We start from the raw sequence: 17,790 nt of genomic DNA on the forward strand, positions 1-17,790 counted from the left end.
TTGCCCGATAACAGCGGGTTATCGCAAAAAACGATGCTATCCCGGAAATTTGGCTCGATTGCAGCAATAATGAATTTCAGGAACCAAATATTTAAAACCATCATGACACAAGACGAGCAGAAACGGGCAGTGGCACAAGCAGCCCTGCAGCATGTGCCGACAGGTGAAGTCATCGGCATCGGAACAGGGTCGACCGCCAATCTTTTTATCGATGAGCTGGCCAGGATCAAACACAGGATCGAGGGTGCCGTAGCAAGCTCCGAAGTTACTGCAAACCGTCTGAAGCAGCACGGCATCGAGGTCCTGGATCTCAATTCCGTCAGTGAACTCCCGGTGTATATCGATGGTGCGGATGAAATCACTCGGAATATGCATATGATCAAAGGGGGCGGTGGTGCACTGACACGTGAAAAAATAGTAGCGGCGGTTGCACGTAAATTCATCTGTATTGCTGACCAGAGCAAACTGGTCAAGGTACTGGGAAAATTTCCGCTACCGGTGGAAGTCATTCCGATGGCACGCAGCTATGTCGCCCGGGAGATCACACTGCTGGGCGGACAACCGGCCTGGCGTCAGGGATTCACTACCGACAACGGCAATATCATTCTCGATATCCATAACCTGAATATCATGAATCCGGTTGAGCTGGAAACTGCCCTCAACCAGATTGCAGGTGTGGTAACGAACGGTCTGTTTGCCAGACGGGGAGCCAACGTACTGCTGATGGGTACCGACCAGGGAGTGGAGACCATTACAGTATAGACACAGAGCTGATTACCCTGCCGGAACGAGGCAGGGTAATCAGTCTGTCCACTGCAGCATCCCTGGCACGGCGCTCTGGCTGTCATCAGATCATCATCATCAACGTATAAAATTACATGATTATCTCTCCAGGATGCATAACATGGTCAATAAAGAACATTTCTCAAAAAAATTCGATGCTGATCTCGAAGAAATCCGCACGCGTGTCCTGCAAATGGGCGGATTGGTCGAAGAGCAGATCAAGAATGCAATCGAGGCACTGACTGAAGGCAACGAGCATATGATCGAGCTGGTGATCGACAATGATCATCGTGTCAATGCCATGGAAATCAAGATCGATGAGCTCTGCTCCCAGGTTATCGTGCGCAGACAACCAACTGCCATCGATCTGCGTATGATTATGACCGTCATCAACACCATCACTGATCTGGAAAGGATCGGGGATGAAGCAGCCAAAATTGCCCGTATGGCAAAACTGATCTATGCCGCAGACCGCATGTATACACCACGTTTTGTCGAAATACGGCATATTGCGGCCATTGCCATGGATATGTTGCGCAAGGCACTGGACGCCTTTGCCCGGGTGGATCCGAACGCATCAGCAGAAATCGTTCGCCAGGACGAACAGGTGGACGAGGAATTTCGCTCGATCATCCGGCATCTGATAACGTTCATGATGGAAGATCCGCGCAAAATTTCGACTGCGATCGAGATATTGTTTGCAGCCAAGGCAGTCGAGCGTATCGGCGATCATGCCAAAAACATGTCAGAATATGTTGTCTACATGGTCAAGGGCAAGGACGTTCGCCACGTCTCAGCCGATGAAATCGAGCGCGAAGTAGGAAAATAAACAGTCTGGGGAAAAACCGGAAATCATGCACGAATACTCTACGCTTGCTGCGGTTGATCTGGGTTCCAACAGTTTTCATCTGCAGGTTGCCAGAATAGCGGAAAAACAGCTTTATCTGCTCGACAACCTGAAGGAAATGGTACAGCTCGCGGCGGGACTGTCTGATGACCAGATTCTGGATGAAGCATCACAGGATCGTGCATTAGCCTGCCTGGAACGATTCGGTCAGCGCTTGCGCGGATTCCCGCGTCATGCAGTCAGAGTAGTGGGAACGAACTCACTGCGTGTTGCCAGGAATGCAACGGATTTTCTCCGCAAGGCTGAGAATGCCCTGGGCTTCCCGATCGAGATCATTGCTGGACATGAAGAAGCACGGCTGATTTATCTTGGCGTCGTACACAGTCTGCCGATCTCTGATAATCATCTGCTCGTAGTCGATATCGGCGGTGGATCGACCGAGCTGATCATCGGTAACCGGTTGAAATCCAACAAACTGGAAAGCCTTCCCGTAGGCTGTATCAACCACAGTCTGCACTTTTTTCCTGATGGAAAAATTACTAAAGGATCACTGAAACACGCCGAGCTGGCAGCACGCACTGAAATACAGTCCATTGCGGCTGAGTTTTCCTCATCCCACTGGCAGAAAGCCTACGGCTCTTCCGGAACCGCACGTGCACTGGCTCATATCCTCACGCTGAACGGCTATAACGATGGCAATAGCGAGGAAATCATCACGCTTGCAGGACTGGAAAAATTGCGTGAATTCCTGCTTAAAACCGGTGATATCAAGAAACTGGAAATCGCCGGACTGAATCCGGCCCGTAAAGCGATCATCGCGGGGGGATTTGCCATCATGTCGGCTATCTTCACGGAACTGAACATCGATTGCATGGCAATCGCCACCGGCGCGCTGCGTGAAGGCGTACTCTACGACATGCTGGGGCGCTTCCACAAGGAAGATACCCGTGAAATATCCGTACAGGAGTTCATGCAGCGCTACCGGGTGGACCCGGTACAGGCGGCCCGTATCGAGTCACTTGCAATTATGCTCAGCAAACAGCTGCTGGCCGATCATCCTGATAAGGAAAAAGTGGAAGATGCACTCAAGCTGCTTTCCTGGGCAGCACGTTTACATGAAATCGGCATTTCGGTGGCCCATACCAGCTACCATAAACACTCTGCATATATTCTCGATAATGCCGATATCCCCGGCTTTTCCAGAATGGAACAATCTCAGTTGAGCCAGTTGGTACTTTCACATCATGGTTCACTTGCCAAAACCCGGGATTTCCTCAGCCAGCCCGTCAATCTTGCCCGCTCGATCGCTTTACGTATCGCTGCGATTTTTTACCGCAGCCGCACGCATATCAATCTCCCGGACATGGTACTTTCCATGAGCGGAAAACATTGCATGCTGCTTATCCCGCAAGCGTGGCTCGAACGCAACCCGCTGACCGGTACACTGCTGGATAATGAAACCGGAGCGTGGGCAAAAGTGGATGTCGATTTCCGTATTGAGAACCGGGTAAAGGGCCGTCATACTCGATCCAGCGTAGCCTGAAAGCTCGATTCAGATCAACTACGCCCCTTCGTCATTGAGTAGACGCAGGCTGACGTGGCAATCCAGTGCTTCTGTAACCGACTGACAAGATGATGAAAAATTCATGCCGGATCTCATGGTTTGCAGCCTGATCAAAATCCTGACTTACCGCTGCCAGCATTCGGCAACAACCCCATCTGCACCCCTGGCACCCGTTTGGGTCAGCGTCAGCGTCCCGCAAGCATCCCCTGCCATGGAACCTTCCGGCACGGCCTCCAGCGTATAAGTGTTACGGGTAGGTGTATCTGCAGAAAACTGAATGGTGTACTTTGCTGTTCCTGTTCGTGGTGATTGCGTAACCGGCAGTGCAAAACTTTCGTAACTGTTGGTTTCGGTATAGTTCCGTTCGAGTAGTTGCGCCATTTCCAGCAGGATACCTCTGGCTTCAGCGCGATTGGTGCGGTGTACATGTTCCTGATAAGACGGATAGGCAACTGCTGCCAGAATGCCGATGATCGCCACCACAACCATCGTCTCGATCAGGGTAAGTCCACGATTCTTTGTATACATCCGAGTCATATCCATATAACCCATCCTTTTGTTCACTGTAGCTGTTTCCAGGATCGGCGCGGCGGTGGTGCACCATTGCTGATTGTTACCTTCTCAACTGCCCCAGTCGTCGTAGCTGCAATCAGGTGCGTCAGACTGCCGGCACTGATAGCTACCGATTCACTGCGAATCCCATCAGAACTTACCCCGGCAATCACACGATCACCACTATCCAATTTACCATCATGATTGGTATCAAACTGTGGCGGGGACATCATTCCACCATTTTCAGCATTCAGCAACATCAGCCAGTTGCGTCCACCCGCTTCACACGGATCGATGGAAGGAATCAATGTAGTAAAAATGACTCGCCCGAAATTCAGCATGGGCATGATGACTGAGCGCTCGCCCTGCTTTGTTTCTTCCGGCGGCTGCAGCAGATCGATATACCAGCCGCGTTTGGTTTCCCAATCGACCGAATGACTGGAAACAGTACGCTCAAAAGGCGGGATGACTGTTTCAGCCGTAATCGTCTGTTGCTGCAGCACACTGCGATTGGTTTCCGTAATTGCGCTACCTTTGTCCCAGATCCCGTACAGGCTTTGTATCTTCTTGTCGGTTTTATCACTGTCAGCGACAAATTGACCAGTCCCAAAGAAAATAATATATCCCCCCTGTTTGTGGTAGCCCACTTCCAGCGGAGAAGTAACCGGTTGTACCTGATTACTCGCGTTTCTGGCAGTAAACAGAGGCTTATTGATATACGCTACACTCCATTGAGCAGAATCAGGTTGCGATAGATCAAACTTCCAGATATTTCCCCGCAAATCACCCGCATAAACAATATCGATAATCTTGTCACCATTGGTATCCACCAGCGCCGGAGTGGAGAGACCGTTGTTTGTACTGGTACTGGTCGGAATTTTTTTGATCAGCGCTCCCGTCTGCAGATCGACAATAAAGAGATAAGCCCGATCGCTGTTACCGTTATAACCATTACCAATGATCGCTGCCCAGGAACCATCATTCAGCCGTGCAATTTTTGCCTGGCCGTGGACGAATCCCAGATCGGCATCGGTAAATTCCCACAGCACATTAGATGCGGAAAAATTGACCGGATCAGTGATATCCAGCGCAAACACACTCTTACCGCCACCACCCAACGTCCCCAGCAAAACTGTTTTCCAGGCAGGTGTCGCACCAATATAGGCATCTCCGGCATAGGCGTTGCCATCGACGAAATAACGGTGTGCATAACCGGAAGCCGTCAGACGGTTCAACCCGGCATAAACAGCTGCCGGAACGTAAGCGAACAATTCCCTCCCGGTTTCAGCGTTGAAGGCATGCAGCATGCCGTCATTTGCCCCGGTATAAACCACCGGGGTACGACTGCTGTTCGATTGTCTGTAGCTATGGTAGGACGTCTGTCCCGGCGTTGCAGGCGGAAGGGAATCGTAACTGAAATCCAGTGATTTGATATACAGCAGATCCGAATTGACGATGTCACCCAGCACGCCGTTGTTACGGTTGCGGAAACTTCCTCCCTGACTGATTTCACCATTTTTATCGCCACGCAGCCATCCGATGCGGACCATCCCCTGCCCATCACTGACACCTGATAGATTCTTATCTAATGCGGCTTGTTGCTCCGTGGAAAGCGAGGAAAAATTAGCAGCGGTAAATGCCAGACCACTCGTTCCGTTATGCGTAAAAATCGACCGGTCGGCATGCGCCGGCAACTGTTCAGAAGCTTCCCACTGCAATACACCCAACGATCCGTCGGATTCGAGATTGAATGCCAGCAGTTGTCCGCTCCAGTCGGCACTGTTGAACTTTGCCTGATAAATCTGTGCACCGGTATTGAGCCGGCTGGTATTGGTGGTTACCGCAGCGGCAGAGCTGATTCTGGCAGTCATATTGTTGAGTGCACTGCTCAGCCCGCTGGCAAAGGCAACCGGGTCCTGCGCACTGAAAAACTCACCCCGGCTGTTGACCGCAGCATGCCAGAGATCATCGATCTTCGCGGGTTCACTTTTTGTCGGATCAGGCCAGCCTGTCGGTCCACCAGGGCTGCCAGGCAGACTGGTCAGTGTGCCTTCAACCCCCAGACCAACCGTAAAATTCACCATGTGCTGCCAGAAAGCCGGATCCCTGGCATTGGTCGGCACCTTGTTGTCCAGATCGGTACGCAGATCAGTTTTCCAGTAATGCATTGCCACGTCAGCGAGAGTATTTTTGTAACTATCCGAATACGGCAAAATGGGTTTGTACTGATAAGTTGCGGGAGTGGCATTGGGAAAATGGTTAATAATGTTGCTTCCGGCAGAATTATCAGAATTTTCTATCTTAGAATCAGAAAATGAATCGCTCCAATAGCCATCCGTCATCAGAATGTGATAATTCTGCCGACATATTGGTTGAACACCACCACTCTGTCCTGGTGTATCACTCCATGGCCCTTTTTCATCATCACGCATCAGGTATTTGCCGATACCATTCATGGCGGTACGCAGCGGAGTGCCTTGAGCGGGAATAGTATGTTTATACAGTTTGTCGAAAAAATTGGTTCGATCCGTTCCGGAAAACAAGCGAACGCCTGTGATGAGGGTACTGGTGGATTTGCCATCTATGGTAGAGCTCCCCTGGTTGATAGCGCCGAACGCAACCCGCATATTGCTACTCTGTGCTGCAAACGCACGACCGACCCCGGCGCGCGCCAGCAACACGCGAGAACGGTAATAGGTATACCAGTTGGCAAAATTCTGGATTTCCTCATCGTAGGTGCACGTCGGTGCGGCTGCACAATCGGTACGGCCAGGACTCCCGGTATAAGTCTTGCCGGATCTGATTTCAACTTGTGTATAACTGCTGGCTGAATCGATGCTACCGCTTCCCTTATAGTGGAAATACACCGCCGGAAAAAAAGATTCATATACTGTTTTTTTATTCTTGCCTGTACCCGTTGTCGTAACGGTTGCATCGGTCAATGTACCTCCACTGTTAAGCCATTTCACTCCCACCGTATCCGAGTTATCTTCCTGAAAATTACGGCAACCCGCAGCAGTATTGAACGGATTGTGTGGTGCACAAGTGATGTCTGCATTATCCATCAGTGACCCGTCGGCCTTGCTCCACGGCAGATAACGCACAGTCGGATCGTAGTAGATTTTATTGACATGGCTGGAACGCAACTTGGCGGTATAACCATTATTCAAATCGAAACCAGCTACATAATTGTTGTAACTCCCCTCTCCATACGTATTGCTTACTCTAGGGTAAACAAAGCGTACATCTTTTATAATCAACCCTTCCGGCATGATCTCGAACTGCATCGAACCGGAGTCATCCAGTGTGAAAATGATGTTGGGATCGACTGCAGTCGTCAGAAACAACGGTATATCAGATAACGACAAAGCTGCCTGAACAGGCAATGGCATCAGAACGAGTGGCAGTATTGCTCTTCGGATCGCCGCTATGATATGACCGGTTTTCATTTCAGACTCCTTTTTATCTCCGATAGGTGCTCTGCAACACCACCATCGTTACGTCATTCCCCCCCACCCCGCGGGCAATGACGCAAAACATGCTTGCATTGAGCAATGAGCCGGATTGCTGGGCACTCCCACCTTCACCCATCAGTGGAACACTGGGAAGTTGTTCGATAACGTAGCGAGGCTCGCTGGCCACACCATCCATGGTGACATCGATCGTTTTGCCGCTGGTTTCCCAATCCTGCCAATTGACAGGATCGGGTGCCGGAGAATCTGCGTGATGGTACAACCCGTCCGAGCCGTTGAATTCCGGAAGGGTGACTTGTTCGAGGAAGCGCTCACCCGATCGCAAAGCAGCTTCTGCCGCCTGGAAAGCAAGTGTCTCATCGCGCAGATTGCCGGCCATTCTTTCTTCCAGCAGCGTGCCCTGCATAGCTGTCGTCCCGAGCAGCATCAGGATGACCAGAAAGATCAGACCGGTCACCAGCACAGCCCCTCGCTGACTGGAAACGATGCCATCCCTGCCATTGCAAGCAAGGAAAGCAGGCTGTTTACTGTCACCGGAGTCTGATGGAAGAATCGGATCCATTTTTCTGCTCTTCAGAAAGAATAATCAGGAAGCACGGTTGCGCAGTGTAATTACGGTGGAAAATGTCTGGCGCAATCGGCGGTCGGCCGGTGTCACGCTTAAGCCATTAAAGATATAGGTTTGCGGCTGGCTGGCAATACCATCTTCCACGGATTGCACCAGCAGATCGATGCGCACACTGACTACTGCCTCCCAGTCTGCCACCTGGTCTGCTGTACGATAAATATCGGCTGCCCGGTCTCCATTGGCGTCTTCACCATACTGGATCTGTAGATTTTCTATGCCTTCGACCAGCTCTTCGGTATTTCCTCCTCTTCTCCAGTAAAGCGCTGGAATTCCGCGAGGATTCAGTCGAATGTAATAAATTCTTGTGCCGATACGCGCCATTTCTCCGCCGGTAAAAGTCCGCCCCAGTGCGGCCGTGGAATTGGGCTTACCGGTTCCACCATCATGTTCTATGGTGTCCTGGCCGCCTGAAGTACTGATACCGGTAACCTGGAAAATGGCAGCACCCTGGCAGTTACTCACCAGAACAGTATCGTTAATCTCTAATCCGCTACCGGACGGGATACTCAAACCAGCAGAATCCGACGGGTGTGAAAGTATATTGGTGCCAGTGCCCTCCACCCCTCGTACTGCAATAATGTCCCGGCCTCCCTGTTGAGACGAAATCACTCCGGCTGGTAAAGCAGGAGTCCAGCCATTTGCACCTGTTGCTTCAAATCCTTCCAGAGGCTGATCGAGCCGCCACAGAAATCCTGTAGCATCTTCCAGAACATTGGTTACCGCAACACCGTCACCTGCGCATCCCCGGTACCCTGCCATGCGAATGTCGCGGGACAAAAGTTGAAAGGCGTAACGGGCATTTTCCTGCAGCCTTGCCATCGCTTCATTGACGCGGTAAGTGCTCTGGCTGGAAGACAGTACAGTTATTATTCCACCCAGCAGCACCAGTCCAATGGTCATGGCGACCATCATTTCCACCAGGGTCAGGCCCTGCTGATTCCGGCTGAATGTGTGATTTCCCTGCATGCTGTCCATCATTATCACAGTCGGGTAGTCATGGCGAACTGCTGGGGCACCGTGGCACCTCGACTGTCATCCCACTGGATCAGAACAGTTACTTTGTTGTCTGCATCTACATCGATGCTTCCCAAACCTTCCGGCAGCCGCAAGGCAAGTTCATCGAGCCAGTTGCTCACATCCTGCCCGGAAATAGTATCCCCGGCGGGCGCCGCATCTTCCAGTAAATGGTTATAGCTGCCTGCACCCGCCTCGACCCGGTTGGCGCGCATACTGTCCAGAATACCGTACGCCATCACAGAGGCAGTCGAACGAAAACTGGCACTCTGGTTGTGCGCCAACCCGGCCGTCTGCAGCCCCGCCATTCCCAGCAACCCGATCGATAGAACAATGATTGCCACCAGTACCTCGATCATGCTGACACCTGTCTGGAAACGTGGATAAGAGCTCAGCATGACGATACTTTCTCCACTCTTGGCCGACCGGAATTATTCACAACGACATTACGCCCGCTGGCCTGGTTACACAGGCTGAAAACTCCATTAGAAAGATTACCGCTTCCCTGGCTGCGTCCATTGGGCAGATAGGAAACCCAGTTGGCGAAATTCCCTCCCCCACCCAATGTACTGCCATTTAATCCCGGAAAAACCCGTAATACTTCATCTCTGCTATCAACTGAACCAACCGTACTCGTATCGCTGAAAATCAGCCAACCATCCTGCCAGTTACTTCCATTGGTACAGGATGCACCATCCGAACTTTTACAGAGGGTTACCCTTATCCCTCGTTTCACGGCTTCGGAGCGGGCATAATGCAGCGAAGTCATCAGCTCATTTGCCTGCGTGGTCAGGTGTGATTCCCGCATCAGGGATTGATAGCTCGGCACGGCTACGGCGAGCAGAATGGAAGCAATACTGATGGTAAGCATCAGTTCGATCATGGTGAAACCCTTGCCGACAGCTTCAGTCATCGTATCGTTTCCATCACTGGAACTGTTTATTAAAAGTAATAGCAGAATAAAGAAATAATTCCGGCAATTGCACCTTTCCCGGACGTACTGGAAATCAACGGTTGTAGCCCGCAGGAACTTTAGTTTTTATGATGGCCAGCCAGTCATGAAAATACTCCCGATTACAGATCGGTAATCAGAGAGAAACAGCCTTCTCAGCGAGGAGATGTTCAGCCGTTTTACCAACGACCAGAATTGAAATTACCCGGGCGGGAGCAGAACAAGAAAAATAGGGATAAATATGGCCGATTGAAGAATTCCGAAAAAACGGGAACTTTCAACCGGCCATCAAGAGAATAAGAATAAAATTATGGTCAGAACACAAGTTACTGCCGGCAGTACACCTTATATCTGCCGGCTGTTGGATCAGATCAGTTCCCGGGTTCAATGATCATGATCTGATTTCACCTCTTTCAATTTCCCGATCTGCTCGGAAGTCAGCATACTGCGGACGGCTTTGCGTTCGTCGATATGGTACTTGATCATTTCATTGAGGCTGTCAACAGGCGCCTGCCCCAGTTTACGCAATGTTTCATCATCGACGGCAGGGTCGGTAATCGCTTCACGGAAAGCCTGTATGCTTTCCTTCATTTTCTGTTTGATACGCTCATGCGCCTGCTTGTCCTCTTTCAGATGAAAGCGCACGATTTTGCCAAGCTGTTCATCGGAAAGACCCAATACTTCGGCCTGCATGGCAACACTGTGGGCGTAGCTGGGTGGATGCCCATGGTGCTCCATATTCCCCTTGTCTCCCTTCCCGTATCCACCATGCCCCGAGTAGCCATCCCCTCCACCGTGCCTGCTTTTTCCTCCTCCCTGTCCATGCCCGGCATGGCCTGAGCCACCTGAATGTCCCTGCCCTGCACTTCCACCCTGATGGCTCTGATGCTGATGCGCATCAGCCAGGATAAGGTAATTGGCTGTTCCTTGCCGCATCGATGTATCCACGACTGAAGAAACGGCTGTTGCCGTGGTAGCGGGAATTGCAAACAAGGCACCGATGAGGATGGATAGTCCGGTTGATCTGATATTCATGTCATTTCTCCTGTTGTAGAAATCCTGCAAAGCACACTGACAACCTGTTTTATACAAAATTATGAAACCGGGGGAATTCCTCGGCATAATCTGTTTTCCATTATCCTGGGACAAGCATTGTTCTGTTCTGTCCTGTCCCTATCTGCGAGATAATGCTGACATGATATCCGAAAACACGATCGAAGAACGCCTGCAAGCATTGCGTGCAGCCATTGCGTTACATAACTTCCATTACTATGCTCAGGATACACCGATCATTCCGGATGCAGAATACGACGCACTTTTCCGCACGCTGCAACAGCTGGAACAGCAATACCCGCACCTGGTCACGCCAGATTCCCCGACGCAGCGGATAGGTGCTCCACCGTTAAAAGTATTTGCACAACTCGTCCACCAGACCCCCATGTTATCGCTGGCCAATGCCTTCTCTGAAGAAGAAGTAATTGCCTTTGACCGGCGTATCCGTGAAGCACTGAACATAGACAGAGTCGATTATGCTGTCGAACCCAAATTCGATGGCCTGGCTATCAGCCTGATTTACACGCACGGAATCCTGACAAAAGGTGCCACTCGGGGAGACGGTTATACCGGAGAAGATATCACGCTGAATTTACGCACGATTCCGTCGATCCCCCTGCGTCTGCAAACGCCATTCCCGACTGGCCAGTTCGAGGTACGCGGCGAAGTAGTCATGCTGAAAGCGGATTTTGAGCGCCTCAATGAACAACAGCGAAAGAACGGTGAAAAAAACTTCGTCAATCCACGTAATGCTGCTGCCGGTTCCCTGCGCCAGCTCGATTCCCGCATCACCGCTGCGCGCAGACTGACTTTTTTCGCCTATGGCATCGGTGTTTATCATGAAGATCAGCCGATTTTCTCGACACACAGCGAAATTCTGACCTATCTTGCTGCACAGCAATTTCTGGTAGCACGACAAAGCAGCACAGTAACGGGTGTAGTCGAATTATTGACCTATTACCGTGAAATGAATGCTTTGCGCTTATCTCTGCCCTATGAAATCGATGGGGTAGTGTACAAAGTCAACGATCTGGCACAACAGGAAAAGCTGGGATATGTCTCGCGCGCCCCCCGCTTTGCCATCGCACATAAATTTCCGGCGCAGGAAGTCAGTACTGAACTGCTGGCGATCGAAATCCAGGTGGGGAGAACCGGTGCCCTGACTCCGGTGGCACGCCTCGCCCCGGTATTCGTGGGTGGGGTAACGGTTACCAACGCCACCCTGCATAACGAAGACGAGGTGCAGCGCAAACAAATCATGATCGGCGATACCATCATCGTGCGGCGGGCGGGCGATGTCATCCCGGAAGTAGTTGCCGTGATAGCGGAACGGCGGCCCGCCCACGCTCGAGCATTCGTCATGCCGGACCATTGTCCGGTCTGCGGATCGAAAGCTGTCCGCCTGCCGGATGAAGCAGTTACCCGCTGCAGCGGGGGGTTATATTGTCCAGCTCAGCGCAAGCAGGCAATTCTGCATTTTGCTTCCCGCCGCGCCATCGATATCGACGGGTTAGGAGAAAAGCTGGTTGATCAATTGATCGATCGCGGACTGGTTCACACGCCCGCTGATCTGTACAGACTGGATGTCGATACCCTGGCCGGCCTGGAACGCATGGCCGGGAAATCTGCCCGTAATCTGGTTACAGCCATCGAAGACAGTAAAAAAACCACGCTGCCGCGTTTTATCTATGCACTGGGTATCCGGCATGTTGGGGAAGCAACGGCGAAAGCACTTGCCAGCCACACGGGCGATCTCGATCGTCTGATGAATATGAATGCCGAACAACTGCAACAGATTCCGGATATTGGCCCGGTCGTCGCACAGAGCATCGCGGACTTCTTCTCAGAAATACATAACCGGGAAGTAATCGGACAACTGCTGAGCCACGGACTGCAATGGAAGAAACCCATCCCTGCTGCGCAGCCATCATTGCGCACGAACCCGGCTGTTTCCGGTAAAACTTTCGTTCTGACCGGAACTTTACCGACCATGACACGCGATCAGGCCAAAAACAGAATCGAACAACAGGGCGGCAAAGTAACCGGCAGTGTTTCATCTACTACCAGTTACGTTATCGCCGGATCAGACCCCGGCAGCAAATATGCCAGAGCCATTGGACTGGGTATCCCGGTTCTCGATGAAGATCAGCTGCTGCTGTTGCTGCTGCAGGATACTTCTTCCGGTAAATGATGGCAGAGCGGATATCGGCGCCTGTGGCTGATGAATTTCATCTGTACGTCGATTACGTGCATATTATTCCCGTTCTATATAATGAAGCGTGCAGAAGCGTCCGGTTCAATGGCATTCTGCAGTAAACGAATAATTTCTAATATAAACCAATATGCTTGCAATCATCGGTGGCAGAAGTATGAATAAACTTGCCGGCCTGGAAGTCACCCACCGCCAGGTCATGCGAACCCCTTACGGAGAACCTTCCGGTGCATTGATTTTTGGCACGATCGGCACACGGGAAATCGTTTTCCTGTCCAGACATGGGCACGGCCTTACCATTCCCCCTCATGCGGTCAACTATCGAGCCAACATCTGGGTCTTGAATACACTGAAAATCAGAACGATCATTGCTGTCGCTTCAGTGGGCGGTATTCGCAAAGACATGGGACCCGGAAAAATTGTCGTTCCTGATCAGATCATCGATTACACCCACAGTCGAGAAGCCACTTTCCATGGTCGCTCTAATGACACGATCACCCATACTGATTTCACACAGCCCTACTGTCCTCAGACGCGGGCAAGCCTGCTGCAGGCTGCCCGGAATGCAGGTGAACCAGTCATCGATGGCGGTGTCTACGCCGCTACTCAGGGACCCCGATTCGAGACTGCTGCCGAAATCAATCGCCTGGAGCGTGATGGTGCAGATTTAGTAGGAATGACAGGCATGCCGGAAGCCATCCTTGCCAGAGAGTTGGGTATTTCCTATGCGACCATCGCTGCCGTCGCAAATCATGCAGCCGGGCGCGGGGAAAGCCTGCAAGCCATCCCGCTGCAGGCTGCCCATCTGGCGCTGGAGAATGTGATGGTAAGCGTCCGGAATATACTGGAACACCTGGTGAGGAACTACGATGATTAAACCTGTACTGAAAATGGGCGATCCGTGCCTGCTGCAACCTGCACACCGTGTTGATCAGTTTGGCACACCGGAGCTCGAAGCATTGCTGCAGGATATGCAGGATACAATGGCTGCACTCAACGGTGCCGGCCTGGCTGCTCCGCAGATCGGAGTAAGCCTGCAAGTGGTCATATTCGGGGTTGAGCACTCTCCGCGCTATCCGGATGCTGAAAGTGTACCGTTTACCGTGCTGATCAACCCCGTACTCACACCGCTGACCGAACAGATGGAAGAAGACTGGGAAGGTTGCTTGAGCATCCCGGGAATGCGCGGGCTGGTCCCTCGCTACACTCACCTGCGTTATCAGGGCGTGGATGCAGCCGGTGCTTCCATCGACAGAACCGTCACAGGATTTCATGCGCGTGTGGTACAACACGAATGCGACCATCTGAACGGAATACTTTATCCCATGCGCATCGATGATTTACGCAAATTCGGCTATACCGATACGCTGTTCCCGGGCCAGACAATCGTGGATGACTGAGTCATCCTCCACGCTTTGCTCTGTCAATAGGGCTTGACCACGACCAGTATGACGATCGCAAACAATGCCAGCACCGGCAATTCGTTGAACCAGCGGTAGTACATGTGGCCATGCCGGTTGCGATCGTTTCTGAAATCGATCAGCAACTTTCCGCAATAGAGGTGGTAGGCAACCAGTAACGCGACCAGTGCCAGTTTGGTATGCAGCCACCCCCCGGAAAAACCGTAGCCCAGCCACAACCATGTACCAAAAATGATCGTCAGCAATCCACCGGGAGTCATGATGCCATAATAGAGCTTGCGCTCCATCACCTTGAATCGATCTATACCCGCCTGATCCGTACACATGGCATGATAGACAAACAGTCGGGGCAAATAAAATAACCCGGCAAACCAGGTCACCATGGAAACGATATGTAATGATTTTATCCAGAGCATAAGAAAAATTACGATAAAAATTTCAATCAGGCTGATAAGAAACTGCTGTAGTACATCTTGTATCAACCTTACGCATCAAAAAATCCCATGAGGAATATTCAACAGAACATAATCGTCCGCTTCAGTCATTATAGCCTTCGGTTGGAATTCTTAAGCTGTTCCAGTACCTGGATTTTAATTTTGCTGGCCGTATCCGTTGTTTCTGCTGGAAACATTTATACAGAAAATCCAGATACATATTTGGTCAAATTAAAAGTACTGCAGTCCTGTGAACATATGCTGCGCCTGCCGGGTAAATACAAGAGCGACCTACCCATCATTTCCTGCGTAGTGAAGCAAAAATTTCCAGATTGGAAAACAGTCCACATGCCCTATTTGTCGCCTACCTTAATGTACTCGTCGGGCATTGGCCGCTATCCGGTTCTGGACAGCATGATCAATACCGGATTTACGGAAACTTTTTATAGCAGAATGCACACTCCACAGAGTAAACAGCCATGATCATCAGAAATTTATCCCCCAATACAAAGATTCTGATTGTCCTTGTTCTGCTGATTACGTACGGATCGCTCTATCCCGGTAATTTTTCGCATGCTGACCCGGACTCGTTTGAACAGTTTTTTACCAATATGCTCTGGATAACATCGATTGGTGATCTGCTGGGAAATATCGCACTATTTTTGCCGCTGGGAATTAACGGTGGATGGGTCATTCATGCACGGTACAGAACGACTCATTTACTGCTATGGCTGACCGCCGGTTTTGTCTTTGCGCTGACTTTGCAAATCTTGCAAATATGGCTGCCTACCCGGTCTGCAACCCTGGCTGATGTGCTCTGGAATATGGTTGGATTGGTATCCGGAATCGGGATCGGTTTTCTGGCAAGACGATTTCTTTCTTCTCGTTCCCTTGGCAAATTGTCACCTCTTCAAACTGGAACCATCATTCCTTTCGTAATACTCCTTTTGTGGACAAGCAGCGAATTGTTACCGCTGGTTCCTTCCCTCGACTGGCAGAAATTCAAGGATGCGCTAAAGCCGCTGCAGGAAACCGATTTCAGTTTTCCATATTTCTGGTTGCATGCAACAAGTTTTATGGCTGCCGGCAGTATTCTTTCGCTGCAAATCCGCAAGCCGACAGTCTGGCTGACCTGCACCCTGCTATTTGTACTTGCCGGAAAAATTGTCGTTGTAGATCAGTCTCTTGATTCATCAACCTTAACAGGATTGCTGGCAGGCTATCTGGCAAGTATTTTGCTTCTGCAGACTAACCATCGTATCAGAGCTGCAGTTGCTTTCTGGTTGTTACTGTCCGCCTGGTCTCTTTCCGCCCTCACGCCTTTTTCTTTTATGTCCGGCGGCACATTCAATCTTATCCCTTTCACCACCATGCTGGAAGGATCAATGCTGGACAATACGACAGGACTGATCCGTTCACTTTATATTTATTCAGCTCTACTATGGCTTGGATGGCAAACAGGTGGAAATTTTCGTGGCATGGCTCTGGCACTGATCTTCTGGTCGATAGTCATCGAACTGATTCAGATGATCCTGTTAGGGCGTAATGCCGATATCACGGAACCGGTACTAATCGGACTGATTACATGGGGATTGTCTGAATCCAGGAAACTTGAACGCCATACTGAGATATCCCACTCTATCACCAGCCCCGTACCAGGCAAGCCTATTCCATCCCTATCTCATTCTTATCGGACTGGTTCCTCCGAAAATCAGCCTCTGTTCAGGGAGTGGATTCCCGTAATCTTTCTGTCGATAGGAACTGCAAGCCTGATTTGGCTAACTTTGCGCTTGCCCAAAATACCTTATAACTTAAAAGAGCTATTTCTATTTGATGGCAACATATTATTCATATTCATTTTTGTTCTGGCATTATTATGGATCGGAGCAGGAGCTGCATGGATCAGCTCCAGGATACTTTCCAGCAACAGGCCATTTATAAGCCTGCCGGGATGGGTGTTCACAGCCAGTCTTATCAGCCTGGGACTGCTCTCAATCAGCGTAACCCAGGAAAGTATTACCGATATCACCGGATCGAATAATCTTTACTGGTTTGTCGTTAACAAAGATCTCTGGGGTGAGGGCTGGCGACATATTTTTGAATGGCTTGGCCCGACATTGATTTCCATCCTGGAAAGACTGGTTCGCTATACGGCACTATATGCCCCCCTTGTTATTTTTCTGGCACTGATTATCAGCTTCTTCAGCCTGCGCAAGCAACATGAACAAGTCGCAAGAAAAACGCTTATTCTGATTATCAGCGCACTACCCTGGCTCTGGTTGGCCAAAACCATTGCTTTTAGCTGGTCCTCGACTGACAACCTGAATGAATTGATTGCTCGCAATGGTGCCTTGGGTATGGAAGGCGGCTTCTATCTTTACCTCCTGCTTTTCGCTCTCTGTGCCAACGCTATCATGCTCGCCAATATGTCTGGCCACATTAGGGAATGGATCGTGGGGATAATGCTATCCCTCGCAATGCTGCCACTAGGATGGTTGCTCCTCTCTCTGGGGCTGGAACCCGAAGTTCATAAATATGAACATATTTTCCCCGGAACCCAGTTTCTGCTTGGCCCTGATCGCAAGCAGATTCTGCCCGAAACAGAATTATTTGCCCGTTGGTGCCTGGTACAAGTCGGCTTCATCTCTATTATCAGCTCGGGCATACGCAGTTTTGGCAGAGTAACCCGGCACCCAGGTAGTCACTATTCTTCTAATAGCGATAAAGTGTTTCACAACAAGGAATGAGTTGGTATAATTGCCGCCTTCGGGTCGTTAGCTCAGCTGGTAGAGCAGCGGACTTTTAATCCGTTGGTCGCGCGTTCGAATCGCGCACGGCCTACCAGATACAGGCACTT

General features: G+C 50.7%; 16 protein-coding genes and 1 tRNA gene. 9 read left to right on the top strand and 8 right to left on the bottom strand.

The genetic code is table 11. The features are described from left to right. Positions 1-102: 102 nt before the first annotated feature. The 3 genes from rpiA to ppx all read left to right on the top strand — a co-directional run bounded on the left by rpiA (position 103) and on the right by ppx (position 3,173). Positions 103-762 (top strand): ribose-5-phosphate isomerase RpiA, encoded by a 660-nt coding sequence (gene rpiA, locus ABUL11_RS00070; RefSeq protein WP_350281825.1) that lies wholly within the window; start codon positions 103-105, stop codon positions 760-762. Positions 763-904: 142 nt separating this feature from the next. Beyond that, positions 905-1,612 carry a phosphate signaling complex protein PhoU gene (phoU, locus tag ABUL11_RS00075; RefSeq protein WP_350281826.1) on the top strand — a complete coding sequence of 236 codons (708 nt, stop codon included), beginning with the start codon at positions 905-907 and terminating at the stop codon, positions 1,610-1,612. Positions 1,613-1,637: 25 nt separating this feature from the next. Beyond that, positions 1,638-3,173: an exopolyphosphatase gene (gene ppx / locus ABUL11_RS00080; RefSeq protein ID WP_350281827.1), complete on the top strand. Its 1,536-nt coding sequence runs from the start codon at positions 1,638-1,640 to the stop codon at positions 3,171-3,173. A gap of 144 nt (positions 3,174-3,317) precedes the next feature. On the opposite strand, the gene ABUL11_RS00085 is transcribed toward ppx, so the two are convergent. From ABUL11_RS00085 to ABUL11_RS00115, 7 genes are all read right to left on the bottom strand, one after another. Beyond that, entirely contained in the window at positions 3,318-3,722 is a 405-nt protein-coding gene (locus tag ABUL11_RS00085; protein WP_350281828.1) for a type IV pilin protein, read from the bottom strand. A gap of 32 nt (positions 3,723-3,754) precedes the next feature. Continuing rightward, positions 3,755-7,195, bottom strand: a complete 3,441-nt coding sequence (locus tag ABUL11_RS00090) for a pilus assembly protein (RefSeq protein ID WP_350281829.1) — start codon at positions 7,193-7,195, stop codon at positions 3,755-3,757. Positions 7,196-7,208: 13 nt separating this feature from the next. Continuing rightward, on the bottom strand, positions 7,209-7,781 hold the full coding sequence (locus ABUL11_RS00095) for a pilus assembly PilX family protein (RefSeq protein WP_350281830.1): 573 nt from the start codon (positions 7,779-7,781) through the stop codon (positions 7,209-7,211). A 24-nt stretch (positions 7,782-7,805) separates the two neighbouring features. Further along, complete coding sequence (locus ABUL11_RS00100; protein ID WP_350281831.1) at positions 7,806-8,813, bottom strand: PilW family protein; 1,008 nt, start codon at positions 8,811-8,813, stop codon at positions 7,806-7,808. 14 nt (positions 8,814-8,827) lie between these two features. Then, positions 8,828-9,259, bottom strand: coding sequence for a type IV pilus modification protein PilV (pilV, locus tag ABUL11_RS00105; RefSeq protein ID WP_350281832.1), 432 nt, complete (start codon positions 9,257-9,259; stop codon positions 8,828-8,830). Next, positions 9,253-9,774, bottom strand: a complete 522-nt coding sequence (locus tag ABUL11_RS00110) for a GspH/FimT family pseudopilin (protein WP_350281833.1) — start codon at positions 9,772-9,774, stop codon at positions 9,253-9,255. The genes pilV and ABUL11_RS00110 overlap by 7 nt, the downstream gene beginning before the upstream one ends. A 423-nt stretch (positions 9,775-10,197) precedes the next feature. Continuing rightward, entirely contained in the window at positions 10,198-10,848 is a 651-nt protein-coding gene (locus ABUL11_RS00115; RefSeq protein ID WP_350281834.1) for a Spy/CpxP family protein refolding chaperone, read from the bottom strand. A 160-nt stretch (positions 10,849-11,008) separates the two neighbouring features. Between ABUL11_RS00115 and ligA the strand changes: the two genes are divergently transcribed. From ligA to def, 3 genes are all read left to right on the top strand, one after another. Then, the gene (ligA, locus tag ABUL11_RS00120) at positions 11,009-13,057 is read left to right on the top strand and encodes an NAD-dependent DNA ligase LigA (protein ID WP_350281835.1); all 2,049 of its coding nucleotides are present in this window, start codon (positions 11,009-11,011) and stop codon (positions 13,055-13,057) included. 151 nt (positions 13,058-13,208) lie between these two features. After that, positions 13,209-13,955, top strand: coding sequence for an S-methyl-5'-thioinosine phosphorylase (locus ABUL11_RS00125; protein ID WP_350281836.1), 747 nt, complete (start codon positions 13,209-13,211; stop codon positions 13,953-13,955). Continuing rightward, positions 13,948-14,478, top strand: coding sequence for a peptide deformylase (gene def, locus ABUL11_RS00130; protein ID WP_350281837.1), 531 nt, complete (start codon positions 13,948-13,950; stop codon positions 14,476-14,478). The genes ABUL11_RS00125 and def overlap by 8 nt, the downstream gene beginning before the upstream one ends. Before the next feature lie 23 nt (positions 14,479-14,501). Here the strand turns inward: def and hemJ are convergent, their stop codons facing one another. Continuing rightward, positions 14,502-14,915 (bottom strand): protoporphyrinogen oxidase HemJ, encoded by a 414-nt coding sequence (gene hemJ / locus ABUL11_RS00135; protein WP_350281838.1) that lies wholly within the window; start codon positions 14,913-14,915, stop codon positions 14,502-14,504. An 87-nt stretch (positions 14,916-15,002) separates the two neighbouring features. Here hemJ and ABUL11_RS00140 point away from each other — a divergent pair, with 87 nt between their 5' ends. The 3 genes from ABUL11_RS00140 (at position 15,003) to ABUL11_RS00150 (ending at position 17,777) form a co-directional block, all read left to right on the top strand. Further along, positions 15,003-15,416 carry a hypothetical protein gene (locus ABUL11_RS00140; RefSeq protein WP_350281839.1) on the top strand — a complete coding sequence of 138 codons (414 nt, stop codon included), beginning with the start codon at positions 15,003-15,005 and terminating at the stop codon, positions 15,414-15,416. Beyond that, complete coding sequence (locus tag ABUL11_RS00145) at positions 15,413-17,680, top strand: VanZ family protein (protein ID WP_350281840.1); 2,268 nt, start codon at positions 15,413-15,415, stop codon at positions 17,678-17,680. Before ABUL11_RS00140 ends, ABUL11_RS00145 begins: the two co-directional genes overlap by 4 nt. Positions 17,681-17,701: 21 nt before the next feature. After that, positions 17,702-17,777, top strand: a tRNA-Lys gene (locus ABUL11_RS00150). Positions 17,778-17,790 lie beyond the last annotated feature (13 nt).

It is taken from the genome of Nitrosomonas sp. (genome assembly GCF_040256045.1).
Taxonomy (GTDB): Bacteria; Pseudomonadota; Gammaproteobacteria; order Burkholderiales; family Nitrosomonadaceae; genus Nitrosomonas.

What these genes read in the sequence shown, in the direction of transcription:
- rpiA (WP_350281825.1), top strand. Translation starts at nt 103, where the DNA reads ATGACACAAGACGAGCAGAAACGGGCAGTGGCACAAGCAGCCCTGCAG.
- phoU (WP_350281826.1), top strand. Translation starts at nt 905, where the DNA reads ATGGTCAATAAAGAACATTTCTCAAAAAAATTCGATGCTGATCTCGAA.
- ppx (WP_350281827.1), top strand. Translation starts at nt 1,638, where the DNA reads ATGCACGAATACTCTACGCTTGCTGCGGTTGATCTGGGTTCCAACAGT.
- ABUL11_RS00085 (WP_350281828.1), bottom strand. Translation starts at nt 3,722, where the DNA reads ATGTATACAAAGAATCGTGGACTTACCCTGATCGAGACGATGGTTGTG.
- ABUL11_RS00090 (WP_350281829.1), bottom strand. Translation starts at nt 7,195, where the DNA reads ATGAAAACCGGTCATATCATAGCGGCGATCCGAAGAGCAATACTGCCA.
- ABUL11_RS00095 (WP_350281830.1), bottom strand. Translation starts at nt 7,781, where the DNA reads ATGGATCCGATTCTTCCATCAGACTCCGGTGACAGTAAACAGCCTGCT.
- ABUL11_RS00100 (WP_350281831.1), bottom strand. Translation starts at nt 8,813, where the DNA reads ATGCAGGGAAATCACACATTCAGCCGGAATCAGCAGGGCCTGACCCTG.
- pilV (WP_350281832.1), bottom strand. Translation starts at nt 9,259, where the DNA reads ATGCTGAGCTCTTATCCACGTTTCCAGACAGGTGTCAGCATGATCGAG.
- ABUL11_RS00110 (WP_350281833.1), bottom strand. Translation starts at nt 9,774, where the DNA reads ATGACTGAAGCTGTCGGCAAGGGTTTCACCATGATCGAACTGATGCTT.
- ABUL11_RS00115 (WP_350281834.1), bottom strand. Translation starts at nt 10,848, where the DNA reads ATGAATATCAGATCAACCGGACTATCCATCCTCATCGGTGCCTTGTTT.
- ligA (WP_350281835.1), top strand. Translation starts at nt 11,009, where the DNA reads ATGATATCCGAAAACACGATCGAAGAACGCCTGCAAGCATTGCGTGCA.
- ABUL11_RS00125 (WP_350281836.1), top strand. Translation starts at nt 13,209, where the DNA reads ATGCTTGCAATCATCGGTGGCAGAAGTATGAATAAACTTGCCGGCCTG.
- def (WP_350281837.1), top strand. Translation starts at nt 13,948, where the DNA reads ATGATTAAACCTGTACTGAAAATGGGCGATCCGTGCCTGCTGCAACCT.
- hemJ (WP_350281838.1), bottom strand. Translation starts at nt 14,915, where the DNA reads ATGCTCTGGATAAAATCATTACATATCGTTTCCATGGTGACCTGGTTT.
- ABUL11_RS00140 (WP_350281839.1), top strand. Translation starts at nt 15,003, where the DNA reads ATGAGGAATATTCAACAGAACATAATCGTCCGCTTCAGTCATTATAGC.
- ABUL11_RS00145 (WP_350281840.1), top strand. Translation starts at nt 15,413, where the DNA reads ATGATCATCAGAAATTTATCCCCCAATACAAAGATTCTGATTGTCCTT.